Source organism: Staphylococcus sp. HMSC36A10 (genome assembly GCF_001838845.1).
In the GTDB taxonomy this organism is placed as follows: Bacteria; Bacillota; Bacilli; order Staphylococcales; family Staphylococcaceae; genus Staphylococcus; species Staphylococcus aureus.
In genome coordinates, this window is the sequence record NZ_KV839126.1 from 38,079 (window position 1) to 63,642 (window position 25,564).

Sequence of the window (25,564 nt, forward strand, 5' to 3'; positions counted from 1 at the left end):
TTATAGATAAAAACATTCATGTCATACTTAAAAACCAATAGAAATTACCAAATTAAATTTGCAATGGCTTTAATATTGTCGTTCTTAAATGTTTTTCAATTTCTGATTCAAAAGTACATGTAATTTAAAGGTCAACGAGCAATCGCGCTATATGCATATCAACTTAAGCAATACTTATTTTAACTGAGTTCTACATAACATTTTTCTAATACACCGCCTTAATTCAAACCCTAATTCTAACATTTGGAAGTTGTATTAAATCATGATAGTGTGATAGTGGAAAAGTTATAAAGATAAGGAGCTGGGTCTAATGAAGCAATTTGTAAACTTAGGTAAATCTGATGTTGAAGTGTTTCCAATCGCACTTGGGACGAACGCAGTAGGTGGGCATAATTTATATCCGAACTTAGATGAAGAACAAGGAAAAGATGTTGTTCGTCAAGCCATTAATCATGGTATTAATTTATTAGATACGGCATATATTTATGGGCCAGAACGATCAGAAGAATTGGTTGGAGAAGTTGTTAAGGAATATCCGCGAGAGCAAATTAAAATTGCTACGAAAGGGTCTCATGAATTTGATGAAAATCAAGAAGTACATCAGAACAATCAACCGGAATATTTAAAACAACAAGTTGAGAATAGTTTGAAACGTCTACAAACTGATTATATCGATTTATATTATATTCATTTTCCTGATGACAACACTCCGAAAGATCAAGCAGTTGCAGCATTACAAGAGCTTAAGGAACAAGGGAAGATTAAAGCCATTGGTGTATCAAATTTCACATTAGATCAACTTAAAGAAGCAAATAAAGATGGTTACGTTGATGTTGTACAGTTAGAATATAATTTATTGCACCGCGAAAATGAGGCAGTATTGCAATATTGTGTTGATCACCAAATCACATTTATTCCTTATTTCCCATTAGCATCCGGTATTTTAGCTGGAAAATATGATGAGAACACTAAATTTAGTGACCATCGTACTACACGTCGTGATTTTATACCTGGTGTTTTTGAAGAGAATGTGCGTCGCGTAAAAGCTTTGGAAAGCCTAGCTGCAGCACATCAAACTTCAATTGCGAACATTGTATTAGCATTTTATTTAACGAGACCAGCTATCGATGTGATTATTCCTGGTGCAAAACGTGCAGAACAAGTCATTGAAAATATTAAAGCTGCAGATATCGTTTTATCAGATGATGAGATTCAATATATCGATGAACTGTTTCCGATTGAAGACTAAATGAATTGTATTTAATGGTGATATATGTATCTAATTTCATCATGAATTAGCCCCGTATCACAAACGACGTTATATAAGGCATGACGAAATTTCGTCAAATTTATATAAAAGTTGTAAGCGTTTTACTATTCGGTAGGCAAAGCTTATGATAGTATAATTAGGTAACGAAAAACACAGATATTTATTAATCAAAAGTGAGGTTAGGCTAAAATGATTACTGTTTTGTTTGGTGGGAGTAGACCAAACGGTAATACTGCACAATTAACAAAATTCGCTTTGCAAGATTTAGAGTATCAATGGATTGACGTGACACAACATCAGTTTAAACCGATACGTGACGTGAGACATACAGCAGAGACTATTACTTCATATGACGATGACTATTTGCCGATTCTAGATAAAATATTGGCTAGTGATACAATTATTTTTGCATCACCAGTGTATTGGTATAGCATTTCAGCACCATTGAAAGCATTTATCGAACATTGGTCAGAAACATTACAAGATAAACGATATCCTAATTTTAAGGCACAAATGGCCGAAAAGGATTTTAGAGTTATTTTAGTTGGTGGAGATTGTCCAAAAATAAAAGCGAAGCCAGCAATTACGCAAATGAAATATAGTTTAGACTTTTTAGGTGCCACTTTAAATGGTTATATTATTGGAACTGCTGAAAAGCCTGGTGACATCATGAAAGACAACTATGCCTTAGCACGTGCAACTGAGTGGAATAGTATATTGCAATAAGACATACCTCATACTAAACGAAGTGATTTTTTGCTTCGTTATTTTTATTTTTAATTTTAACGGAAAATATAAATATATAAATTGAATAGACAATCATTGTTTATTAAGTATTGAGCAAGTTGTGGTATAATGCCGTTATTAAAACTTGTTAATAAGGGGAGAAAGTCATGTTCAAGGTAAGACAAGCAACTGAAAAAGATGTTGTTCAAATTAGAGATGTCGCAACTAAAGCTTGGTTTAATACATACTTAAATATATACGCTGCGACAACAGTTAATCACTTGTTAGAAGCTTCATATAATGAACATCATTTAAAGAAAAGACTTCAAGAACAATTATTCTTAGTCGTTGAAGAAGGTAATGACATCGTTGGCTTTGCTAACTTTATTTACGGTGAAGAATTATATTTATCAGCTCATTATGTTAAACCAGAATCGCAACATACAGGTTATGGTACAGCATTGTTAAATGAAGGATTATCACGTTTTGAAGATAAATTTGAAGGTGTTTACTTAGAAGTAGATAATAAAAATGAAGAAGCAGTAGCTTACTATAAAGAGCAAGGTTTTACAATCTTACGCTCTTATCAGCCAGAAATGTATGGCGAAAAGTTAGACTTAGCACTTATGTACAAAGCATTTTAAGTAAATTAAATATTATATTAAACGAAAAGGAGGGGAATAATGACTAACGCATATGTAGATTTAAAATTAGTAGAAGAAAAAGTTTTTAAAGATCCGATACATCGATATATTCATGTTGAAGATCAATTGATATGGGATTTAATTAAAACTAAGGAATTCCAAAGGTTACGTCGAATTAGACAACTAGGAACACTGTACCTATCTTTTCACACAGCAGAACATAGTCGCTTTGGACATTCTTTAGGTGTGTATGAAATAGTTAGACGATTAATTGATGAGTCATTTATTGGTCATGATGCATGGGACAATAAAGATAGACCGTTGGCATTATGTGCTGCATTATTACATGATTTAGGACATGGTCCATTTTCACATAGTTTTGAAAAAATATTTAATACAGACCATGAAGCATACACACAAGCGATTATTACTGGAGATACTGAGGTGAATGCTGTATTACGTAAAGTGTCGCCTGAGTTTCCAAGAGAAGTTGCGGAAGTAATTAATAAAACGCATCATAATAAATTGGTCATTTCGATGATTTCGTCACAAATCGATGCGGATAGAATGGATTATTTACAACGTGATGCGTATTTCACAGGTGTATCATATGGTGCTTTTGATATGGAGCGTATTTTAAGATTAATGCGACCTTCTAAAGATGAAGTACTAATCAAAGAAAGTGGTATGCATGCAGTTGAAAACTTTATTATGAGTCGTTATCAAATGTATTGGCAAATTTACTTCCACCCAGTTAGTCGTGGTGGAGAAGTGCTGCTTAATAATTGTTTGAAACGCGCAAAACAGCTTTATAATGAAGGCTATGAATTTAAGTTGCATCCACATGATTTTATTCCATTTTTTGAAGAGACAGTTACGATTGAACAATATGTTGAACTCGATGAAGCGGTAGTTACGTATTATTTGGAAAAATGGACAAAAGAAGATGATGCCATTTTAAGTGATTTAGCAAGTCGATTTATTAATCGAGACTTATTTAAATATATTCCATTTGATGGCTCAATTATTACAATATCAGAACTGCAAGAACTGTTTGAAGCAGGTGGTATTAATCCAGATTATTATTTTGTGAGTGAAGCATTTTCGGATTTGCCATATGACTATGATCGACCGGGGTCAAATCGCAAACCGATTCATTTATTAAGACAAGATGGTACGATTAGAGAAATAAGCAATCAATCATTAGTCATTCATAGTATTACAGGCATTAATCGCCAAGACTATAAATTATATTATCCTAGAGAAATGGTTGCAAAGATTAAAGATAAGACAATTAGAGAAGCTATTGAAAATTTGATTAATGAGCTTAATTAAACAGGGCTAAAATTGTTATCGTTAAATATGGAGGTTATATCATTGTCTGAGAAAAAAGGCTTTAATTTTAATATCATAAAAAATGACCCTCTAGATGGTCATAAAGGTACAAATATTGGTTCAATTAGCTTAGACAATATTGCACCAGTTTTTATCGATGTTGCTAACAAAGAAGCATTTATTGATATTGGAGGCATGCATGCTCGCGCCAAAGTTGAAAAAGGCGTGAAATGGATTACTGATAAAGCTGCTGTTGAAGGCGATGAAGCTAAAGAATATTGGTTGTGTTGGGTAACAACAGAACGTAATGAACAAGGACCATATTATGCTGGTTTAACAGCGTGCTATTTATTAGTGAATAAAGCAATTCGTCGTGGTTATAAAAGTATGCCTGAACATGTTAATATGATGGATAAATCAATGAAACATCATATTATCATAGATCAAATTGGTGACGAGAATAAAGCTATTTTAAAAGACTTTTTAATGAACCATGATGAAGGTATGTGGAAGCATTCTTCTGATGCTTTACATCAAGCATTTAATTAAATATTAGAAACTAAAATTTCCCAATTAATCTATAAAGATATGATTCATTTCTCAATGACGACGTAAATCGTGAGGTGAAAATAATGTCTTAGATTGATTGGGAGTTTTTTTAATTTTTTTGAAATTAAATTAATCTGTAGTTAATAAAAAATTTGAATAACTGACACATTTTTTTGATCATAGCTATATACTTTGTGAATTAATTCACATTATAATAAGAGTGAAGATAAGAGTATTATAAATTATCTTTAAATAAATATATGTGAAGTAAAAATTACACGTTAGCATATCGATTATGTCATTTCTTTTAACATATTAACTAGGGAAACGTTAAAAGTTAACGGTTGATATCTAACTAAAAACAAGGTCACAGTAGTATGTTTTAATCTGGCGTCTATTACAAATAAAAATTACATCTATAATTATTCGTTTTCTTTTTTGAAAGTAATCGCCAATTAATATCATACATACTGGAGTGACTATAAGGAGGACATTATTATGAGAGCAGCAGTTGTAACGAAAGATCACAAAGTAAGTATTGAGGACAAAAAGTTAAGAGCTTTAAAACCTGGTGAAGCGTTGGTACAAACGGAATATTGTGGCGTTTGTCATACCGATTTACATGTTAAGAATGCTGATTTTGGTGATGTTACAGGCGTTACTTTAGGTCATGAAGGTATTGGTAAAGTCATCGAAGTTGCGGAAGATGTAGAATCATTAAAAATTGGAGACCGTGTGTCTATCGCTTGGATGTTCGAAAGCTGTGGAAGATGTGAATATTGTACAACAGGTCGTGAAACACTTTGCCGTAGTGTGAAAAATGCTGGTTATACAGTAGATGGTGCAATGGCTGAACAAGTTATTGTTACTGCAGACTATGCTGTGAAAGTACCTGAAAAATTAGATCCAGCAGCAGCGTCTTCTATTACATGCGCAGGTGTGACAACTTATAAAGCTGTAAAAGTAAGTAATGTAAAACCTGGTCAATGGTTAGGTGTTTTTGGTATAGGTGGTTTAGGTAACCTAGCTTTACAATATGCTAAAAACGTTATGGGGGCTAAAATTGTTACCTTCGACATTAATGATGATAAATTAGCATTCGCGAAAGAATTAGGTGCTGATGCTATTATTAATTCTAAAGATGTTGATCCAGTTGCAGAAGTTATGAAATTAACTGATAACAAAGGATTAGATGCAACAGTGGTAACTTCAGTTGCTAAGACGCCATTTAACCAAGCGGTTGATGTTGTAAAAGCTGGTGCAAGAGTTGTTGCCGTTGGTTTACCTGTTGATAAAATGAACTTAGATATCCCAAGATTAGTGCTTGACGGTATTGAAGTAGTAGGTTCACTTGTTGGTACAAGACAAGACTTACGTGAAGCGTTTGAATTTGCTGCTGAAAATAAAGTAACACCTAAAGTTCAATTAAGAAAATTAGAAGAAATTAATGATATTTTTGAAGAAATGGAAAATGGTACTATAACTGGTAGAATGGTTATTAAATTTTAAAAATATCAACTGACTATATAGATAAAGAAGGTAGTGCTCTGAACACTATCATTATAATCAAACACGAGGTTTTCATGAAAGATAGTGAAAATCTCGTGTTTTTTTGGTTTTGAGGTGTTGTTTGTATTTTATAAAATGGCTTACATATATGAAGCGTTGATTAAGTATGGAATTGTTAATTAATTGAACCTATTTAGCTTTAAGAAGGCATAACAAGATGACCTTATTTTATGCTATAATATTTCTATTATGCGAAGATTAAGGTGAGTAGTAAATTGGATAAAAAAGTAAGTATTCAAACAAAGCAAGTGTTGAAACAGCACAACGAAAAAGAAAAATTTGAATTTACTACTGATGGAACTTGGCAACAAAGGCAATCTAACTTTATTCGGTATGTAGAACAAATTGAGGATGCAACAGTTAATGTTACAATAAAAGTGGATGATGATAGCGTTAAGTTGATTCGTAAAGGCGACATTAATATGAATTTGCATTTTGTTGAAGGACAAACGACAACAACTTTTTACGATATATCGGCTGGACGAATTCCACTAGAAGTTAAAACATTACGCATTTTACATTTCGTAAGTGGAGACGGTGGCAAGCTAAAGATTCATTATGAATTATATCAAGATAATGAAAAAATGGGTTCTTATCAATATGAAATTAACTATAAGGAGATAGGCGAATGAATATTATTGATCAAGTGAAACAAACATTAGTAGAAGAAATTGCAGCAAGTATTAACAAAGCAGGATTAGCAGATGAGATTCCTGATATTAAAATTGAAGTTCCTAAAGATACAAAAAATGGAGATTATGCTACTAATATTGCGATGGTACTGACTAAGATTGCAAAGCGTAATCCTCGTGAAATTGCTCAAGCGATTGTTGATAACTTAGATACTGAAAAAGCACATGTAAAACAAATTGACATTGCTGGTCCAGGATTCATTAATTTTTACTTAGATAATCAGTATTTAACAGCAATTATTCCTGAAGCAATTGAAAAAGGTGATCAATTTGGACATGTAAATGAATCAAAAGGGCAAAATGTATTGCTTGAGTATGTTTCAGCTAACCCTACAGGAGATTTACATATTGGTCATGCTAGAAATGCAGCAGTTGGTGATGCTTTAGCTAATATTTTAACTGCAGCTGGCTATAATGTAACACGTGAATATTATATTAATGATGCTGGTAATCAAATTACTAACTTAGCGCGTTCGATTGAAACACGTTTCTTTGAAGCTTTAGGTGACAATAGTTATTCAATGCCAGAAGATGGCTATAATGGTAAAGATATTATTGAAATAGGTAAAGATTTAGCAGAGAAACATCCTGAAATTAAAGATTATTCTGAAGAAGCACGTTTGAAAGAATTTAGAAAATTAGGCGTAGAATACGAAATGGCTAAACTGAAAAATGATTTAGCAGAGTTCAATACGCATTTTGATAATTGGTTTAGTGAAACATCTTTATATGAAAAAGGCGAAATTCTTGAAGTTTTAGCAAAAATGAAAGAATTAGGTTATACGTATGAAGCTGATGGCGCTACATGGTTACGTACAACTGATTTTAAAGATGACAAAGACAGAGTATTAATTAAAAATGACGGTACATATACGTATTTCTTACCAGATATTGCGTACCACTTCGATAAAGTTAAACGTGGTAATGACATTTTAATCGATTTATTTGGTGCTGATCATCATGGTTATATTAATCGTTTGAAAGCATCTCTTGAAACGTTTGGTGTAGATAGTAATCGTTTAGAAATTCAAATCATGCAAATGGTTCGTTTAATGGAAAATGGTAAAGAAGTGAAGATGAGTAAACGTACTGGTAATGCGATTACATTAAGAGAAATTATGGACGAAGTTGGCGTTGACGCTGCACGTTATTTCTTAACTATGCGTAGTCCTGATAGTCACTTTGATTTTGATATGGAATTAGCGAAAGAGCAATCTCAAGACAATCCAGTTTACTATGCTCAATATGCACATGCGCGTATTTGTTCAATTTTAAAACAAGCGAAAGAGCAAGGTATTGAAGTGACTGCTGCGAATGATTTTACAACGATTACAAATGAAAAAGCGATTGAATTGTTGAAAAAAGTAGCGGATTTCGAACCTACAATTGAAAGTGCTGCTGAGCATAGATCAGCGCATAGAATTACTAATTATATTCAAGATTTAGCTTCTCATTTCCATAAATTCTATAATGCTGAAAAAGTGTTAACAGATGATATTGAAAAAACAAAAGCACATGTTGCTATGATTGAAGCGGTTAGAATTACATTGAAAAATGCATTGGCAATGGTCGGTGTAAGCGCACCTGAATCAATGTAAGAACATTTATATACACTCCAACGTAGAGTTTCTCGAAAGATACTTTGTGTTGGAGTGTTTTTAATTAGGTATGTGACATATTGGGGAATGCTTAGTATGTGAATAAGGTTAAGAGGAACGCAGTTGGATGCTACTGCACAACTGCATAAGAGATCCTAAATCGCTAAAGCTCAAGGGGAGTAAAGGAATACAGTTGTCTTGCTTGCGCAGCAACTGCATAAGAGCCCCTAATTAATTTATTAATTAGGGGCTCTAAAAGGAGGGTGTAAATGTTAGGAACTGATGAATTGTATAAATTGTTATATAGGCATATGGGACCGCAAAATTGGTGGCCTGCTGATAATGACATTGAACTGATGTTAGGTGCAATTTTAGTTCAAAATACTAGATGGCGAAATGCAGAAATTGCATTGAATCAGATTAAAGAACATACGCATTTTAATCCAAATCATATATTAGAACTACCTATTGAAACGTTACAATCATTGATACATTCAAGTGGCTTTTATAAAAGTAAATCACTTACGATTAAAACATTATTAACATGGTTAGCACGACATCATTTCAATTATCAAGAGATTAATGAGCGATATAAAGGTGGATTAAGAAAAGAATTATTATCTTTGAAAGGTATTGGAAGTGAAACAGCAGATGTCTTACTTGTTTATATATTCGGACGTATTGAATTTATTCCAGATAGCTATACAAGAAAAATATATGATAAATTAGGATATGAAAACACTAAAAATTATGATCAATTAAAAAAAGTAGTCACATTACCAAATCATTTTACAAATCAAGATGCTAATGAATTTCATGCTCTGTTAGATGTATTTGGTAAACATTACTTTAGAGACAAAGATATAAAGAATTATGATTTTTTAGAACCTTACTTTAAAAAGTAAACGCTGTGAAGTTAGATAGATGAGTTTATATGAAATATAAAAAATAATTTACTATTTTCTTTTAGTATGTGGACTTATCTAATAAATAGAAGTATATAAAGAAAAAAACAGTTGTTTGTTTGTGCAGCAACTGCATAAGAGCCCCTAATCGCTAAAGCTCAAGGGGAGTAAAGGAATACAGTTGTTTGTGCAGCAACTGCATAAAAGCCTCTAATCACTAAAGGTGAAGAGGAACGCAGTTGGATGCTAAGGCACAACTGCATAAATCCCTCTAATCGCTAAAGCGAAAAGTGGGATTAAAAAGGAGATGTGATAGTGTGAAGAAATCGTTAATTGCTTTTATTTTGATTTTTATGCTTGTCCTGAGTGGCTGTGGTATGAAAGATAATGATAAACAAGGTAGCGATGATAATGGCTCGTCTAAATCGCCGTACCATAGAATTGTTTCGTTAATGCCTAGTAATACTGAAATTTTATATGAATTAGGATTAGGTAAATACATAGTTGGTGTTTCAACGGTTGATGATTATCCAAAAGATGTGAAAGAGGGTAAGAAACAATTTGATGCTTTGAATCTAAATAAAGAGGAACTTTTAAAGGCAAAGCCAGATCTAATTCTTGCGCATGAGTCGCAAAAGGCAACTGCTAATAAAGTATTGTCATCATTAGAGAAACAAGGCATCAAAGTAGTGTATGTTAAAGATGCACAATCAATTGATGAAACATACAACACATTTAAGCAAATTGGAAAATTAACGCATCATGATAAGCAGGCTGAACAACTTGTTGAGGAAACTAAAGATAATATCGATAAAGTCATAGATTCAATTCCTGCTCATCATAAAAAATCAAAAGTATTTATTGAGGTTTCATCAAAGCCTGAAATATATACAGCAGGGAAGCATACATTTTTTAATGATATGTTAGAAAAATTAGAAGCCCAAAATGTTTATAGTGACATTAATGGTTGGAACCCTGTAACGAAGGAAAGTATTATTAAAAAGAACCCAGATATATTAATTTCGACGGAAGCTAAGACAAGATCAGATTATATGGATATCATCAAAAAAAGAGGTGGATTCAATAAAATTAATGCTGTCAAGAATACACGTATTGAAGTTGTAAATGGTGATGAAGTATCAAGACCAGGTCCACGTATTGATGAAGGATTAAAAGAATTAAGAGATGCAATTTATAGAAAATAAACCATTCTAATTATGCCCCTTATTGCTACATGTAAAAAAATACATGTTTGAGATAAGGGGTTTTTAAAATATATTTAGTGAATGATAGCAACGCGAGTATGTGATTGCTATAATGAATGTAATTATCGATGAAAGAAAAGAGAATGCTATGACATTTAATAAAGTATTATTGAGCTGGATAGTCATATTAATTATAACAACTAGCATATATCTATTTTGGCAGTTGGGGGATATTAATGATGTATTTAACCAGTCTATTTTAATCAATGTTAGATTACCGAGATTATTAGAAGCATTGTTGACAGGTATGATATTAACTGTTGCAGGCCTTATATTTCAAACAGTTTTAAATAATGCATTGGCAGATAGCTTTACATTAGGATTGGCAAGCGGCGCTACATTTGGTTCAGGATTAGCATTATTTTTAGGTTTAACAACGTTATGGATTCCTGTATTTTCAATAACATTTAGTTTCATAACATTAATAACTGTATTAGTCATTACGTCGGTATTGAGCCAAGGCTATCCAGTTAGAATCTTAATATTAAGTGGTTTAATGATTGGTGCATTATTCAATTCACTTCTATATTTTTTGATTTTATTAAAACCTCGCAAATTAAATACAATTGCCAATTATCTGTTTGGTGGTTTTGGTGATGCAGAATACTCAAATGTATCTATAATAGCAATCACATTTATCATTGCACTGTTTGGTATATTTATCATTCTTAATCAACTAAAGTTATTGCAATTAGGAGAACTAAAAAGTCAGTCACTAGGCTTAAATGTTCAATTGATTACATATATCGCGTTATGTATAGCTTCTATGATAACGGCGATAAATGTCGCATATGTTGGCATCATTGGATTCATTGGTATGGTGATACCGCAACTCATTAGAAAATGGCAGTGGAAACAATCATTAGGAAGACAATTGGCTTTGAATATTGTAATTGGAGGACAAATAATGGTTATGGCAGATTTTATTGGTAGCCATATATTGTCACCAGTACAAATACCGGCAAGTATTATCATTGCATTAATTGGTATACCAGTGTTATTTTACATGCTAATATCTCAGTCGAAACGGTTACACTAGCACATGACATTTGCTAAAATAAAAATAACTATAAACATAAAGAGGGCATAAGCGATGGATTTGAATCAAATTAAAGCAGTTGTATTTGATTTAGAAGGTACGTTGTTGGACAGAGTTAAATCTCGAGAGAAATTTATCGAAGAGCAATATGAACGATTTCATGACTACTTAATTCATGTTCAACTGGCAGATTTTAAAAAAGCATTTATTGAGCTAGATGACGATGAAGATAATGATAAACCTGATTTATATAAAGAAATCATTAAACGTTTCCATGTAGATAGGTTAACTTGGAAAGACTTATTTAATGATTTTGAAATGCATTTTTATCGTTATGTATTTCCTTATTACGATACTTTGTACACACTAGAAAAGCTATCGCAAAAAGGCTTTCAAATTGGTGTTATCGCAAATGGTAAATCTAAGATTAAACAATTTCGATTACATTCACTTGGTTTGATGCATGTTATTAATTATTTATCAACATCAGAAACAGTTGGTTTTCGTAAACCACATCCTAAAATTTTTGAAGATATGATTGATCAACTAGGGGTATTACCTGAGCAAATTATGTATGTTGGCGATGATGCGTTAAATGATGTAGCTCCAGCACGAGCTATGGGCATGGTTAGTGTATGGTATAAACAAGAAGATGCTGAAATTGAACCACTCGAAGAAGAAGTTGATTTTACAATTACAACAGTGGAAGAATTATTAACCATTTTACCAATAAAAAATGATAATAAAGGAGAAAATTATGGATCTATTTACTAGAAAAGATGGAACATCGATACATTACAGTACATTAGGTGAAGGCTATCCTATCGTATTGATTCATACTGTACTTGATAATTATTCTGTGTTTAATAAATTAGCAGCAGAATTAGCAAAATCATTTCAAGTTGTGTTAATTGATTTACGTGGACATGGCTATTCTGATAAACCTCGTCACATTGAAATAAAAGATTTTTCTGATGACATTGTTAAATTACTTAAATATTTATACATTGAAGAAGTTGCATTTGTATGCCATGAAATGGGTGGAATCATTGGTGCGGATATTTCAGTACGTTATCCTGAATTTACATCATCACTTATGTTGGTAAATCCAACATCTATTGAAGGTGAATTACCGGAAGAACGTTTATTTAGAAAATATGCCCATATTATTCGAAACTGGGATCCTGAAAAACAAGATAAATTTTTAAATAAGCGTAAGTATTATCGTCCGAGAAAAATGAATCGATTCCTTAAACATGTCGTAGATACAAATGAAATATCAACTAAAGAAGAAATTCAAGCAGTTAAAGAGGTATTCAAAAACGCTGATATTTCTCAAACTTATAGAAATGTCGTAGTACCGACAAAAATTATTGCAGGAGAATTCGGTGAAAGAACAACAAGATTAGAAGCTAAAGAAGTAGCTGATTTAATCCAAAATGCGGACTTTGAAGTATATCAAGAATCAAGTGCATTCCCATTTGTTGAAGAGCAAGAAAGATTCGTCGAAGATACAGCTTCATTTATCAACAAACATCACGATGAAAAGCATGTTTAATTTTTAGTGATAAGTGAAATATAAAAGTAGTAATTATTATTTGTAATATAATTGTAATATGACTGTTGTTTTAGAAATGATTGTTGTATAATGGTTGTGAGCACAAGACGATATAAATAAAAGGAGAGAGTGCTTATGAAAAAGCTACTAACGGCAAGTATAATTGCATGTTCTGTTGTAATGGGAGTAGGCTTAGCGAACACTAGTGCCGAAGCAGCAAGTGGCAACTCTATTGATACTGTTAAACAATTAATTAAGGGTGATCAGTCATTAGAAAATGTGAAAATTGGCGAATCTATTAAAGATGTTTTAACTAAGTACAAAAATCCTATGTATTCTTACAATGAAGATGGAACTGAACATTATTACGAATTCCATACTAAAAAAGGTATGTTATTAGTAACTACTGATGGTAAGAAAAACAATGGTAAAGTAACTCATATTTCAATGATGTATAATGATGCTAATGGTCCAACATATCAAGCTGTTAAAAATTATGTTGGCAAAGCAGTAACACATACGGAATATAGCAAAGTTGCTGGTAATTTTGGATATATTGAAAAAGGCAAAACGACTTATCAATTTGCCTCAGCACCAAAAGATAAAAACATAAAATTATATCGTATTGATTTGGAAAAATAATAATTAAATTAATCGTGCTTAACCGACAAGTTAAATCGCAATACTTGTCGGTTATTTTATTACATGGCATAATACAGTGAATATTAATTTTTATGATTTGCGAAGGGGAAATTAAACCAATACAATAAATAAAGATGTTTCATTTTAAAGGAGTACTACCAATGCGTATTAACGATAAAATTTTACTAGAAAATATAGAAGATTACTTTAATCATAAAGGTTTATCACCGCATTTGATTGATGATATTAAAGAGAAAGTAATTACTGATATAAAAAATTCTGAAAAGAAAGATCAAGATTATATTGAATATAAAAGAAAATCTCCAGCACAAATCATATTAATGATTCAAAGGAATTTGTTTGCTTTACAAATGAATCCAGTTATTTTCTTTATTATAAACTTCATTCTCATATCCTATTTATATGATAAACAGTATGTTCAGTTTCAAGCTATTACTGGAATGAGTCTATTTTATTGTTTAGTGATTTTTCCAATGACTATTGTTGTATACCTAAGGGTGTCTCAAAAGAATTACTTGCGTAGTAATAAAATAGAAATGATTATGGGTACAATTATCGCTATCATATCCTTGTTATTAATTATATTACAAGCATTTAATATTACTTGGGGCGTTATACCAATTACAAATTTTGGACATCAATTTTTCTTTTTCATTGGTATTATTTTAGTAATTGCCGGCATATTTTATAAGCGACTTGAGTTTTCGGGAATCGGGTTATTATTTTGTCAAAAAACCGTCGATGCAATGATTCATAATCCACAATCAGCCCAGATTTTTTCATTAATTATATGGATATTATTAGTAGTTCTAGTTATATATTTCACAATTAGATTATCTTCACGTACAAGATTATAAATATGATAAAACTATTCACTTGATTAATTGTATTAATTGAGATGAATAGTTTTTTTATTGTTGGAATAACTTTTGGTAATTTATAAATAATTTAAAAAAATTGTTTATAAAATGGAAGCGTATATAGAATGAAGGTTGGGTATATAGTTTATTGAGGGAGGTGTCACAATGAATAAAGTCACAATTAATCCTCAAATCCAATTAACTTATCAAATTGAAGGTAAAGGGGATCCTATAATATTACTTCATGGATTGGATGGTAATTTAGCTGGATTTGAAGATTTGCAACATCAACTAGCATCATCATATAAAGTACTTACTTACGATTTAAGAGGTCATGGCAAGTCTTCTAAAAGTGAATCATACGATTTAAACGATCACGTTGAGGATTTAAAAATTCTAATGGAGAAGTTAAATATTCATGAGGCACATATTCTAGGACATGATTTAGGTGGGGTAGTTGCTAAGTTATTTACAGATAAATATGCTTATCGTGTAAAATCATTAACTACCATTGCATCGAAGAAAGATGACTTAATACACAGCTTTACTCAATTGTTAATACAATATCAAGATGATATAGCGGGTTTTAATAAGTCTGAAGCGTATATTCTTTTATTTTCTAAATTGTTTAGAAATCAAGAGAAGACGATGAAATGGTATCAAAAACAAAGAATATATAGCATTAAGTCTGAGGATGATAGTGCGGTGGCAATTCGTTCATTAATTTTGCATAAAGATGAACCTATGTATTTAAAAAAACGTACATGTGTACCTACTTTGTTAATTAATGGGGAACATGATCCTTTGATTAAAGATAAGAATCATTTTAAATTGGAAGCGCATTTTTTAAATGTTACGAAAAAAATCTTCGAACATTCAGGACATGCACCGCATATTGAAGAACCAGAAGCATTTATGAATTATTATTTAAAATTTTTAAAAAGCGTATCATAATATGTGATATATAAACCTAGGGCATAAAGTCCTTAGGCAATGTGAAAAAGCTGATTACTATTCATTATTTGATAGAAATCAGCTTTTTTTGAAATGTATTTGATATATACTGCTCGTTATGCGGCTATCTTCCTTATATTAAGTGCCATTAGTGCAAAACCTCTTAACAATTAGGTAAAAAGAGCATAAAAAAAAGGAAGTTTAATAGAATGTATCATCTATCAAACTTCACCAAATTGCGCTAAACAAAATTATAGTTCAATTTCGTTGTTTGCTTCAGTGATTCGTTTATTTACTCGACTCAATAATGATTCGATTTTTTTACGTTGTTGTGCATTAACAAGAATTAATACAGTTCTTTCATCATGCTCATTACGTTTTTTATCGAAGTAATCTTCTTGAGATAAAATTTTAACTGCTTTAACAACTTGTGGTTGTTTGTAGTTTAAATGATTAATAATATCTTTAAGATAGTATTCTTTCTCTTTGTTTTCGCTGATGTATGTCAATACAGCGAATTCTTCAAAGCTAATTGAAAATTCCTTTTTAATTAAACTTTTTAATTTGTCAGCATAAGTGACCATTGATAACAACTCAAAGCAATCATTGATTTTTGTAATTGCCATGTTTAAAACCTCCCTATTTGATTCATCTTGCTCGATACATTTGCCCGATAATATATTGATATCTAATCTTTATTTATTATAGATATGTTAGTCATAATTTTGCATTAAATAAGTTTTATTAAATATATTTAATGCTCTATTATTTAGTTAATTATAACTAATTAAAAATGAGAAGTAAACAAAAAAGTGTTTATAAAACAAATTATTCATTAGACACAGTGATTGTATTTCTGGGTTAGCATTTGGTTTAGTCAAAAATATCAGCATTTTTTATAATTTACCTTAATTTAATCGACAATACAAGGTAATTTATTTAATGAAACGATTTAGCGCAATTAAATGTTTCGATATTCAATGTGTGTCTAAAGAGATTCTTTGTTATAGCTTAACTCTTCCAAGTTAACTTCTTCTACTATTTATACCCATTTTTCAGAATTTTATCACTAAAAATGAAAAATTTTTATAATTTTTTTAATTTAGTAATTCTCAGTGCAGTTTTAATGATAAGAAAAACACATTAATTTAGTGATTAAAACCAATCTATAGCACGTTAAAGTGTCTATACGTTATTCCGATTGATAACGGGTAACAAATAATAGAAAGTACGATAATTGATCATGCATTAAAGCACTTTTATTTTTCAAACTCGACTCAATGAATTATAAAAAGTTGTGCATTTTGACTTATTTTTAATTAATTGAATAACCAACTATGAAATATTAGCACGAATAACATAATTTTTGCTATTAATTTGGTGTAAATTATTAAAAAATAACATTAATTTAGGTCTTAAGAATGAGTTGACTATCGAATTTGCTAAATTAAAATTTGTTGTGTCAAAGCATACTACCCAAATCAACGCTTTTCTAAAGATTTTTAGACCACAAAAAAATAGCTTATCACTTTTAAAAATAATTACAAGTTAAAATGATAAGCTAAAAGTTAATTTAAAATAATCTTAAAAGTATAATGCCTGTCAAAATACATAATAGACCAATAGTTTTTCTGGATGTCATTGCTATTTTAGGTGAACCAAATAATCCAAAGTGATCTATCAATATGCCCATTAGAATCTGGCCAAACATCCCAATAAGTGTTGTTAATGCTGCACCCATATGAGGCATTAAGATAATGTTAGCTGTTACAAAAGCCATGCCAAGTATACCGCCAGTAAAATAGATAGGCTTTAATTTACCGAATTTTAAATGACTTGTTTTTAGTTTTAAAGAACGATTAAAAATAGCGGTTAAAATCAATAGCGCTATTGACCCAATTGTAAATGATACTAATGATGCAAAGGCTGGTGAATGAGTATGACTAGCTAAAGCACTATTAATTGTCGTTTGAATAGGTGGAAAGAAACCAAAAATAAATCCTAATAGAAGCCAAAACAGTAAATACTTTTGATCAGTTAGTAATAAATTATTCTTGTTAAATTGATTCATTATGACGATGCCGACAATGAGTAACAATACTCCAATTGCTTTAATTAAATTAAAATCATGAATTGTAGCGCCAAATAATCCAAATGTATCAATAATGACACCCATAATAATTTGACCCGCAACTGTTGCAATTACAGTTAATGTTGCACCTAATTTTGGCAATAACAATAAATTGCCAGTTAAAAAGCTAACCCCAAGCAAACCACCGACTACCCATGTGTAGTTAAATGATTGATTATTGTAAAAGTGAATAGTAAATACTTCTGGATTGATAATGATATTTAAAATAATTAAACAAATTGTTCCAACTGAAAATGAAATGAATGAAGTATAGAAAGGCGATTTAGTATACAGTGATAGTCTTGAATTGACAGATGTTTGGATAGGAATAAGCATTCCAACTAGGACACCAATGATATAGAAAAGAAGCATATGAATAAAGTCTCACTTTCCAAAGTTAATAATAAAATCATATATTTACATTATCATTATAGAGAAAATATACAACTCATTTACAATAATGTTGAAAAAAACAGGACATTATTACAACAAAATCACCCTAGACAATCATGATGAAAGTCTAGGGTGTTAGTATTTATACTAAATTAATTGCGCTTTCTTTATATCTATTTCTTATCTTCAAATAAAACAGTTGTTGTTTTATCAATAATTTGAGCAGAATGTACTTTGGTGATAGTACCACTATTTGACTTTATAATATTTAAATCTACTAATGCATTCATACTATCACGTGCAACTTGCTCGGTCACTACGTTGTTTAATTGTGGTAATTGCAGTTTTACAGGCTTGTCTAGTGAAGATTTAAAACTTAATTCAAGTGTTTTAGTCATGAATATGTCCTCCTGATTAAATTGATAAAGATTTGATGAGTTCGATATTGCTATATGTTTCTCCAGTAAGTCGCTCAATAAGTTTGCTGAATGTTTTAATTTGGTCGTTTGATGCATCAGGGTTAATGTTAGCGAATCGACGCTTAAATTCTGTTTGTTTGCCGTTAGCGTCTACTTTAGTAAATGATAATACAATAGTGATGTGGTTTATTTTACTCATATTTTAAAACCTCCTTTCACACTATATATCGAAACAAAATAATAAAATGGCTAATTTTATTTTCTATGTTTAAAATCTATAAAAAAGGCAATAGATATATGTAACTAAAATATAATATAGCTATGATTAAGACACTTAAAGCAAGGGGAGGTTGAGTAATGAATAAAGTAGAAGCGATTAAATTTAATGATGATATTGTTAAAATGTATGAAGCGCTCAAGATAAAATCTGAACGTGACTATTTATTCTTTAAGTTAGCTATACATAGTGGATTGAAAGTATCAGAATTATTAACAATTACAGTCTCTCAAGTTAAGAGACTAATTGAAAAGTGTACGTTATCAGAAATGTGTAAAGCACATTTTCATTCGTTGATTAAAATTAGGTTACCAGAAACATTATCGAAAGAACTACTTCAATATATAGAGGACAGGAGTCTTTCGAATGAAGACGTTCTTTTTCAATCACTACGAACAAATCAAGTATTATCTAGACAGCAAGCATATCGAATAATTCACCAAGCATCAATTGAAGCTGGTATAGATAATGTAGGACTAACGACATTGCGTAAGACATTTGCATATCATGCTTATCAAAAAGGTATACCTATACCAGTCATTCAAAAGTATTTAGGGCATCAATCTGCTATTGAAACACTAAATTTTATCGGTTTAGAAAATGAGTGTGAACATAGTATTTATATTTCATTACAATTATAGAAACAAAGGAGGCTAATAATGAGTTTGGTTTATTTATTAATTGCTATACTTGTGATTATGGCGATGATACTTCTAATGTCTAAACGTAGAGCATTGGCTAAATATGCCGGGTACATAGCGTTGGTTGCACCTGTAATTTCATCTATCTATTTTTTGATTCAAATACCATCAGTAGCTAAACTGCAATATCTTTCTACCTCTATTCCATGGATTAAGACATTAGATATTAATTTAGATTTACGTTTAGATGGTTTAAGTTTAATGTTTTCTCTTATTATTTCACTTATTGGAATTGCAGTATTCTTCTATGCAACTCAATATTTATCCTCTCGAAAAGACAATTTACCAAGGTTTTATTTTTATTTAACGTTATTTATGTTCAGTATGATTGGTATTGTATTATCAGACAATACGATATTGATGTACATTTTTTGGGAATTAACGAGTGTATCATCATTTTTATTGATTTCATATTGGTATAACAACGGAGATAGTCAATTTGGTGCGATGCAATCATTTATGATTACAGTATTTGGTGGTTTGGCATTATTAGTTGGTTTTATCATGTTGTATATTATGACAGGAACGAATAACATCACAGAGATATTAGGACAAGCAGATCATATTAAGAATCATGGATTGTTTATCCCTATGATTTTTATGTTTTTATTAGGTGCATTTACAAAATCAGCACAATTTCCATTTCATATTTGGCTACCTAGAGCAATGGCTGCACCTACACCTGTAAGTGCTTATTTACATTCAGCCACGATGGTAAAAGCTGGTATCTTTTTATTACTTCGATTTACACCATTATTAGGTCTTAGCAATATGTACGTATATATCGTTACGTTTGTTGGTTTAATAACAATGTTATTTGGTTCAATTACAGCTTTAAAACAATGGGATTTAAAAGGTATCCTAGCGTACTCTACAATCAGTCAACTTGGGATGATTATGGCTATGGTGGGTATAGGTGGCGGATATGCTCAACACCAACAAGACGCAATAGCATCTATTTATGTATTTGTATTATTTGGTGCGCTATTTCATCTAATGAATCATGCCATCTTTAAATGTGCGCTTTTCATGGGAGTAGGTATTTTAGATCATGAAGCAGGTTCAAGGGATATACGAATTTTAAGTGGAATGCGTCAACTATTTCCTAAAATGAATCTAGTCATGACGATAGCGGCTCTATCTATGGCTGGAGTACCATTTTTAAATGGATTTTTAAGTAAAGAAATGTTTTTAGATGCATTAACACAAACTGGACAATTATCCCAATTTAGTTTGATTTCAATGATAGCTATCGTGTTTGTTGGTGTTATTGCGAGTGTTTTTACATTCACATATGCACTATACATGGTAAAAGAAGTATTTTGGACAAAATATGATTCTAAGGTTTTTACTAAAAAAAATATCCACGAACCATGGTTGTTTAGTTTACCATCTCTTATATTAATGGTGCTAGTACCTGTAATCTTTTTTGTACCAAATATATTTGGGAAGGGGATTATCGTTCTAGCATTAAGAGCTGTATCAGGTGGTAATCATCAAATTGATCAATTGGCACCACATGTTTCGCAATGGCATGGATTTAACATACCGCTTCTTTTAACCATCATCATTATTTTATTGGGTAGTGTACTAGCAATCAAAGTAGATTGGAAAAAAGTGTTCACAGGTAAAATTAGACAGATTTCAGTTTCAAAAAGCTATGAGATGGTATATCGACATTTTGAAAAGTTTGCTACGAAGCGATTTAAACGTGTTATGCAAGATCGTTTAAACCAATACATTATTATGACCTTAGGCATATTTATGATTATCATTGGATATGGTTATATTCGAATTGGACTTCCTAAAGTACATCAGTTACATGTTTCTGAATTTGGGGCATTAGAAATTATATTAGCAATCGTAACTGTCACAATTGGTATTTCTTTAATTTTTATACGTCAACGACTGACAATGGTCATTTTAAATGGAGTCATCGGATTTGTTGTGACCTTATTCTTTATAGCAATGAAAGCCCCTGATCTAGCATTGACTCAGCTAGTAGTTGAAACAATAACGACGATACTATTTATTGTCAGTTTTTCAAGATTACCAAACGTGCCAAGATCTAACGCTAACAAAAAAAGAGAAATAATTAAAATTTCTGTATCACTCTTGATGGCACTTATTGTTGTATCATTAATTTTTATTACACAACAAACAGATGGTTTATCATCAATATCAGACTTTTATTTAAAAGCTGACAAACTAACAGGTGGTAAAAATATTGTAAATGCGATACTTGGTGACTTTAGAGCATTAGATACATTATTTGAAGGATTAGTGTTAATTATTACTGGGCTAGGTATTTACACATTATTAAATTATCAAGATCGGAGGGGACAAGATGAAAGAGAATGATGTCGTGTTAAGAACGGTCACGAAACTTGTTGTATTTATTTTATTGACTTTCGGATTCTATGTCTTCTTCGCAGGTCATAATAATCCTGGTGGTGGGTTTATTGGTGGTTTAATATTTAGTTCAGCGTTTATTTTAATGTTTCTGGCTTTTAATGTTGAAGAGGTTTTAGAAAGTTTACCGATTGATTTTAGAATTTTAATGATTATTGGAGCATTGGTATCATCTATTACTGCGATAATACCTATGTTTTTTGGAAAACCATTTTTGTCTCAATATGAAACAACTTGGATACTTCCAATTTTAGGACAAATTCATGTAAGTACAATAACACTTTTTGAATTAGGTATTTTATTCTCAGTTGTTGGTGTTATTGTCACAGTGATGTTGTCGCTTAGCGGAGGTCGATCATGAATTTAATATTATTACTAGTTATAGGATTTTTAGTGTTTATAGGAACATATATGATTTTATCAATCAATTTAATTCGTATTGTAATCGGAATTTCAATATATACTCATGCTGGTAATCTCATTATTATGAGTATGGGAACGTATGGTTCTAGTAGATCAGAACCACTAATAACTGGTGGAAACCAATTGTTTGTTGATCCCTTGTTACAAGCTATTGTACTAACTGCAATAGTTATAGGGTTTGGGATGACTGCGTTTTTACTTGTACTTGTTTATAGAACTTATAAAGTAACAAAAGAAGATGAAATTGAAGGCCTAAGGGGGGAAGATGATGCTAAGTAACTTATTGATTTTACCAATGTTATTACCATTCCTTTGTGCCTTAATCCTTGTATTTTTAAAAAATAATGATCGTATTTCTAAATATTTATACTTAGGTACAATGACTATCACCACAATTATTTCATTAATGCTATTAATTTATGTTCAGCGTCACCGTCCAATTACGCTAGACTTTGGAGGATGGTCAGCGCCCTTTGGTATACAGTTTTTAGGAGATTCTTTAAGTTTAATTATGGTTACAACCGCTTCGTTTGTGATTACTTTAATTATGGCATACGGATTTGGGCGTGGCGAACATAAAGCAAATCGTTATCACTTGCCATCGTTCATATTATTTTTAAGTGTTGGCGTGATAGGCTCTTTTCTAACATCAGATTTATTTAATTTATACGTCATGTTTGAAATTATGTTACTAGCGTCATTTGTACTCATTACACTTGGACAATCTGTAGAACAATTACGTGCTGCAATTATTTATGTTGTCTTGAATATTATTGGTTCATGGCTATTCTTATTAGGTATAGGTTTACTTTATAAAACAGTAGGTACATTAAACTTTTCACATATTGCAATGCGTTTGAATGACATGGGAGATAATCGCACTGTTACAATGATTTCATTAATCTTCTTAGTCGCATTTAGTGCGAAAGCAGCGCTGGTCCTTTTTATGTGGCTACCCAAAGCCTACGCTGTGTTAAATACTGAGCTTGCAGCATTATTTGCAGCGTTAATGACCAAAGTAGGGGCCTATGCATTAATTCGATTCTTCACTTTACTATTTGATCAACATAATGATCTCATACATCCATTGCTAGCAACTATGGCTGCTATAACTATGGTCATCGGCGCTATAGGTGTCATTGCTTATAAAGATATTAAAAAGATTGCAGCTTACCAAGTCATAATCTCAATAGGATTTATCATTTTAGGTTTAGGAACAAACACGTTTGCAGGTATTAATGGTGCAATATTTTATTTGGTAAATGACATTGTTGTAAAAACATTGCTATTTTTTATTATTGGTAGTTTAGTTTACATTACAGGCTATCGACAATATCAATATTTGAATGGCTTAGCTAAAAAAGAACCTTTATTTGGAGTTGCGTTTATTATAATGATTTTTGCTATTGGCGGCGTGCCTCCATTTAGTGGCTTTCCGGGGAAAGTACTTATTTTCCAAGGTGCATTGCAAAATGGCAATTATATTGGACTAGCGTTAATGATTATTACTAGTCTAATTGCAATGTACAGTTTATTTAGGATACTTTTTTATATGTATTTTGGAGATAAAGATGGGGAGGAAGTTAATTTTAAGAAAATCCCGCTATATCGAAAAAGAATTTTAAGTATTTTAGTAGTTGTGGTTATCGCAATCGGAATTGCTGCACCTGTTGTGTTAAATGTTACAAGTGATGCAACTGAGTTGAACACGAGTGATCAATTATATCAAAAACTTGTAAATCCGCATTTGAAAGGAGAGGACTAAATGAATCAAATAGTTTTAAATATTATCATTGCATTCTTATGGGTATTATTTCAAGATGAAGATCATTTTAAATTCTCGACTTTCTTTTCTGGATATCTAATTGGTTTAATTGTCATTTATATATTACACAGGTTTTTCAGCGATGATTTTTATGTTAGAAAAATATGGGTAGCTATTAAATTTTTAGGTGTTTATTTATATCAATTAATAACATCTAGCATTAGCACGATTAATTATATTCTTTTTAAAACAAAAGATATGAACCCTGGATTACTTTCATATGAAACAAGACTAACAAGTGATTGGTCAATAACATTTTTAACAATTTTAATTATTATAACTCCAGGGTCTACAGTAATACGAATTTCTCAAGACTCTAAAAAGTTTTTTATTCATAGTATCGACGTGTCAGAAAAAGAAAAAGATAGTTTGTTAAGAAGTATTAAGCATTATGAAGACTTAATATTGGAGGTGTCGCGATGATACAAACAATAACACATATTATGATTATTAGTTCACTCATTATTTTTGGAATTGCATTAATCATCTGTTTATTTAGATTAATCAAGGGACCTACAACAGCAGATCGTGTCGTTACATTTGATACAACAAGTGCTGTCGTAATGTCAATTGTGGGTGTGTTAAGTGTACTTATGGGCACCGTTTCTTTCTTAGATTCAATCATGCTCATTGCCATTATATCTTTTGTAAGTTCTGTTTCAATATCACGCTTTATTGGTGGGGGGCATGTGTTTAATGGAAATAACAAAAGAAATCTTTAGTCTTATTGCTGCTGTGATGTTGTTGTTAGGTAGTTTTATTGCTCTTATTAGTGCAATAGGTATCGTGAAATTCCAAGATGTTTTCTTAAGAAGTCACGCTGCGACAAAAAGTTCAACTTTATCCGTGTTATTAACTTTAATCGGTGTATTAATTTATTTTATTGTGAATACAGGATTTTTCAGTGTGCGTTTATTACTGTCACTTGTTTTTATTAATTTAACTTCACCAGTCGGCATGCACTTAGTCGCTCGCGCTGCTTATCGCAACGGCGCTTATATGTATCGAAAAAATGATGCTCACACACATGCATCAATATTATTAAGTTCAAATGAACAAAACTCTACAGAAGCATTACAATTACGTGCTGAAAAACGAGAAGAGCATCGTAAGAAATGGTATCAAAACGATTGAAGTGTTGGCTAAATTGTTAAGCATAACAATGCTTTTGAAAATCTGTTTTCAAAATTAATCATTAAAAGAGTACTTTGAAATTGGTTAGTCGATTTTAAGGTGCTCATTTTTTGTATTATAAGTTAATGTTGTTATGTGAAAGCAAGTTGTTTATTTATACAAACAATTAGTGATAAAATAAAATTAAATAATTGCAAATTTAAGTACTGCAATCGTAGACAT

General features: G+C 31.1%; 27 protein-coding genes and 2 pseudogenes. 25 read left to right on the top strand and 4 right to left on the bottom strand.

The window, feature by feature from the left end; translation table 11 throughout:
* The first annotated feature begins 310 nt into the window (after positions 1-310).
* The 17 genes and pseudogenes from HMPREF3247_RS10755 (at position 311) to HMPREF3247_RS10835 (ending at position 15,627) form a co-directional block, all read left to right on the top strand.
* Positions 311-1,249: an aldo/keto reductase gene (locus HMPREF3247_RS10755; RefSeq protein WP_000808891.1), complete on the top strand. Its 939-nt coding sequence runs from the start codon at positions 311-313 to the stop codon at positions 1,247-1,249.
* Between the two features lie 210 nt (positions 1,250-1,459).
* Complete coding sequence (locus tag HMPREF3247_RS10760; protein WP_000633782.1) at positions 1,460-1,996, top strand: flavodoxin family protein; 537 nt, start codon at positions 1,460-1,462, stop codon at positions 1,994-1,996.
* Between the two features lie 167 nt (positions 1,997-2,163).
* Entirely contained in the window at positions 2,164-2,640 is a 477-nt protein-coding gene (locus HMPREF3247_RS10765; RefSeq protein WP_000477505.1) for a GNAT family N-acetyltransferase, read from the top strand.
* A gap of 39 nt (positions 2,641-2,679) precedes the next feature.
* Positions 2,680-3,975, top strand: a complete 1,296-nt coding sequence (locus HMPREF3247_RS10770; RefSeq protein WP_000180234.1) for an HD domain-containing protein — start codon at positions 2,680-2,682, stop codon at positions 3,973-3,975.
* A 27-nt stretch (positions 3,976-4,002) separates the two neighbouring features.
* Positions 4,003-4,524 (top strand): YwhD family protein, encoded by a 522-nt coding sequence (locus HMPREF3247_RS10775; protein ID WP_001788287.1) that lies wholly within the window; start codon positions 4,003-4,005, stop codon positions 4,522-4,524.
* Between the two features lie 498 nt (positions 4,525-5,022).
* On the top strand, positions 5,023-6,033 hold the full coding sequence (gene adhP, locus HMPREF3247_RS10780; RefSeq protein ID WP_064129974.1) for an alcohol dehydrogenase AdhP: 1,011 nt from the start codon (positions 5,023-5,025) through the stop codon (positions 6,031-6,033).
* Positions 6,034-6,107: 74 nt separating this feature from the next.
* Positions 6,108-6,216, top strand: a pseudogene (locus HMPREF3247_RS10785) (hypothetical protein).
* Positions 6,217-6,308: 92 nt separating this feature from the next.
* Positions 6,309-6,725, top strand: a complete 417-nt coding sequence (locus HMPREF3247_RS10790) for a YwiB family protein (RefSeq protein WP_000359084.1) — start codon at positions 6,309-6,311, stop codon at positions 6,723-6,725.
* Positions 6,722-8,383: an arginine--tRNA ligase gene (argS, locus tag HMPREF3247_RS10795; RefSeq protein ID WP_001021145.1), complete on the top strand. Its 1,662-nt coding sequence runs from the start codon at positions 6,722-6,724 to the stop codon at positions 8,381-8,383. Before HMPREF3247_RS10790 ends, argS begins: the two co-directional genes overlap by 4 nt.
* Positions 8,384-8,652: 269 nt before the next feature.
* Positions 8,653-9,288: an endonuclease III domain-containing protein gene (locus HMPREF3247_RS10800; RefSeq protein ID WP_000901749.1), complete on the top strand. Its 636-nt coding sequence runs from the start codon at positions 8,653-8,655 to the stop codon at positions 9,286-9,288.
* A gap of 425 nt (positions 9,289-9,713) precedes the next feature.
* Positions 9,714-10,493: pseudogene (locus tag HMPREF3247_RS10805) on the top strand (ABC transporter substrate-binding protein); the annotation flags it as partial.
* 148 nt (positions 10,494-10,641) lie between these two features.
* Positions 10,642-11,592, top strand: a complete 951-nt coding sequence (locus tag HMPREF3247_RS10810; protein ID WP_072467437.1) for a FecCD family ABC transporter permease — start codon at positions 10,642-10,644, stop codon at positions 11,590-11,592.
* Between the two features lie 54 nt (positions 11,593-11,646).
* A complete protein-coding gene (locus tag HMPREF3247_RS10815) occupies positions 11,647-12,366 on the top strand; it encodes an HAD family hydrolase (RefSeq protein WP_000365354.1) in 720 nt (239 codons plus the stop codon).
* A complete protein-coding gene (locus HMPREF3247_RS10820) occupies positions 12,350-13,150 on the top strand; it encodes an alpha/beta fold hydrolase (RefSeq protein WP_000362974.1) in 801 nt (266 codons plus the stop codon). Before HMPREF3247_RS10815 ends, HMPREF3247_RS10820 begins: the two co-directional genes overlap by 17 nt.
* Positions 13,151-13,285: 135 nt before the next feature.
* Positions 13,286-13,792: an SA0570 family protein gene (locus HMPREF3247_RS10825; RefSeq protein WP_000735555.1), complete on the top strand. Its 507-nt coding sequence runs from the start codon at positions 13,286-13,288 to the stop codon at positions 13,790-13,792.
* A 161-nt stretch (positions 13,793-13,953) separates the two neighbouring features.
* On the top strand, positions 13,954-14,670 hold the full coding sequence (locus HMPREF3247_RS10830; RefSeq protein ID WP_001222133.1) for a hypothetical protein: 717 nt from the start codon (positions 13,954-13,956) through the stop codon (positions 14,668-14,670).
* A gap of 168 nt (positions 14,671-14,838) precedes the next feature.
* A complete protein-coding gene (locus tag HMPREF3247_RS10835) occupies positions 14,839-15,627 on the top strand; it encodes an alpha/beta fold hydrolase (protein ID WP_001045421.1) in 789 nt (262 codons plus the stop codon).
* A 251-nt stretch (positions 15,628-15,878) separates the two neighbouring features.
* On the opposite strand, the gene sarA is transcribed toward HMPREF3247_RS10835, so the two are convergent.
* The 4 genes from sarA to HMPREF3247_RS10855 form a co-directional block, all read right to left on the bottom strand.
* Positions 15,879-16,253, bottom strand: coding sequence for a global transcriptional regulator SarA (sarA, locus tag HMPREF3247_RS10840; protein ID WP_001018677.1), 375 nt, complete (start codon positions 16,251-16,253; stop codon positions 15,879-15,881).
* A 947-nt stretch (positions 16,254-17,200) separates the two neighbouring features.
* Positions 17,201-18,130, bottom strand: coding sequence for a DMT family transporter (locus HMPREF3247_RS10845; RefSeq protein ID WP_001553862.1), 930 nt, complete (start codon positions 18,128-18,130; stop codon positions 17,201-17,203).
* A gap of 194 nt (positions 18,131-18,324) precedes the next feature.
* The gene (locus HMPREF3247_RS10850) at positions 18,325-18,549 is read right to left on the bottom strand and encodes a DUF2922 domain-containing protein (protein ID WP_000169042.1); all 225 of its coding nucleotides are present in this window, start codon (positions 18,547-18,549) and stop codon (positions 18,325-18,327) included.
* Between the two features lie 16 nt (positions 18,550-18,565).
* A complete protein-coding gene (locus tag HMPREF3247_RS10855) occupies positions 18,566-18,769 on the bottom strand; it encodes a sigS mRNA-stabilizing protein SroA (RefSeq protein ID WP_000036088.1) in 204 nt (67 codons plus the stop codon).
* Between the two features lie 158 nt (positions 18,770-18,927).
* On the opposite strand from HMPREF3247_RS10855, the gene HMPREF3247_RS10860 reads away from it, so the two are divergent.
* Genes HMPREF3247_RS10860 through mnhG2 form a run of 8 tightly spaced genes read left to right on the top strand, consistent with a single transcriptional unit; the run spans position 18,928 to position 25,342 of the window.
* On the top strand, positions 18,928-19,488 hold the full coding sequence (locus HMPREF3247_RS10860) for a tyrosine-type recombinase/integrase (RefSeq protein WP_001044915.1): 561 nt from the start codon (positions 18,928-18,930) through the stop codon (positions 19,486-19,488).
* Positions 19,489-19,506: 18 nt separating this feature from the next.
* On the top strand, positions 19,507-21,909 hold the full coding sequence (mnhA2, locus tag HMPREF3247_RS10865; RefSeq protein WP_000060780.1) for a Na+/H+ antiporter Mnh2 subunit A: 2,403 nt from the start codon (positions 19,507-19,509) through the stop codon (positions 21,907-21,909).
* On the top strand, positions 21,896-22,321 hold the full coding sequence (gene mnhB2 / locus HMPREF3247_RS10870) for a Na+/H+ antiporter Mnh2 subunit B (protein WP_000661906.1): 426 nt from the start codon (positions 21,896-21,898) through the stop codon (positions 22,319-22,321). The genes mnhA2 and mnhB2 overlap by 14 nt, the downstream gene beginning before the upstream one ends.
* Positions 22,318-22,662 (top strand): Na+/H+ antiporter Mnh2 subunit C, encoded by a 345-nt coding sequence (mnhC2, locus tag HMPREF3247_RS10875; protein WP_001048985.1) that lies wholly within the window; start codon positions 22,318-22,320, stop codon positions 22,660-22,662. The genes mnhB2 and mnhC2 overlap by 4 nt, the downstream gene beginning before the upstream one ends.
* Positions 22,652-24,148: a Na+/H+ antiporter Mnh2 subunit D gene (gene mnhD2 / locus HMPREF3247_RS10880; protein ID WP_000950548.1), complete on the top strand. Its 1,497-nt coding sequence runs from the start codon at positions 22,652-22,654 to the stop codon at positions 24,146-24,148. The genes mnhC2 and mnhD2 overlap by 11 nt, the downstream gene beginning before the upstream one ends.
* On the top strand, positions 24,149-24,631 hold the full coding sequence (mnhE2, locus tag HMPREF3247_RS10885) for a Na+/H+ antiporter Mnh2 subunit E (protein ID WP_001071973.1): 483 nt from the start codon (positions 24,149-24,151) through the stop codon (positions 24,629-24,631).
* On the top strand, positions 24,628-24,930 hold the full coding sequence (mnhF2, locus tag HMPREF3247_RS10890) for a Na+/H+ antiporter Mnh2 subunit F (protein ID WP_000616642.1): 303 nt from the start codon (positions 24,628-24,630) through the stop codon (positions 24,928-24,930). The genes mnhE2 and mnhF2 overlap by 4 nt, the downstream gene beginning before the upstream one ends.
* Entirely contained in the window at positions 24,905-25,342 is a 438-nt protein-coding gene (mnhG2, locus tag HMPREF3247_RS10895) for a Na+/H+ antiporter Mnh2 subunit G (protein ID WP_000406611.1), read from the top strand. Before mnhF2 ends, mnhG2 begins: the two co-directional genes overlap by 26 nt.
* Positions 25,343-25,564: the final 222 nt, after the last annotated feature.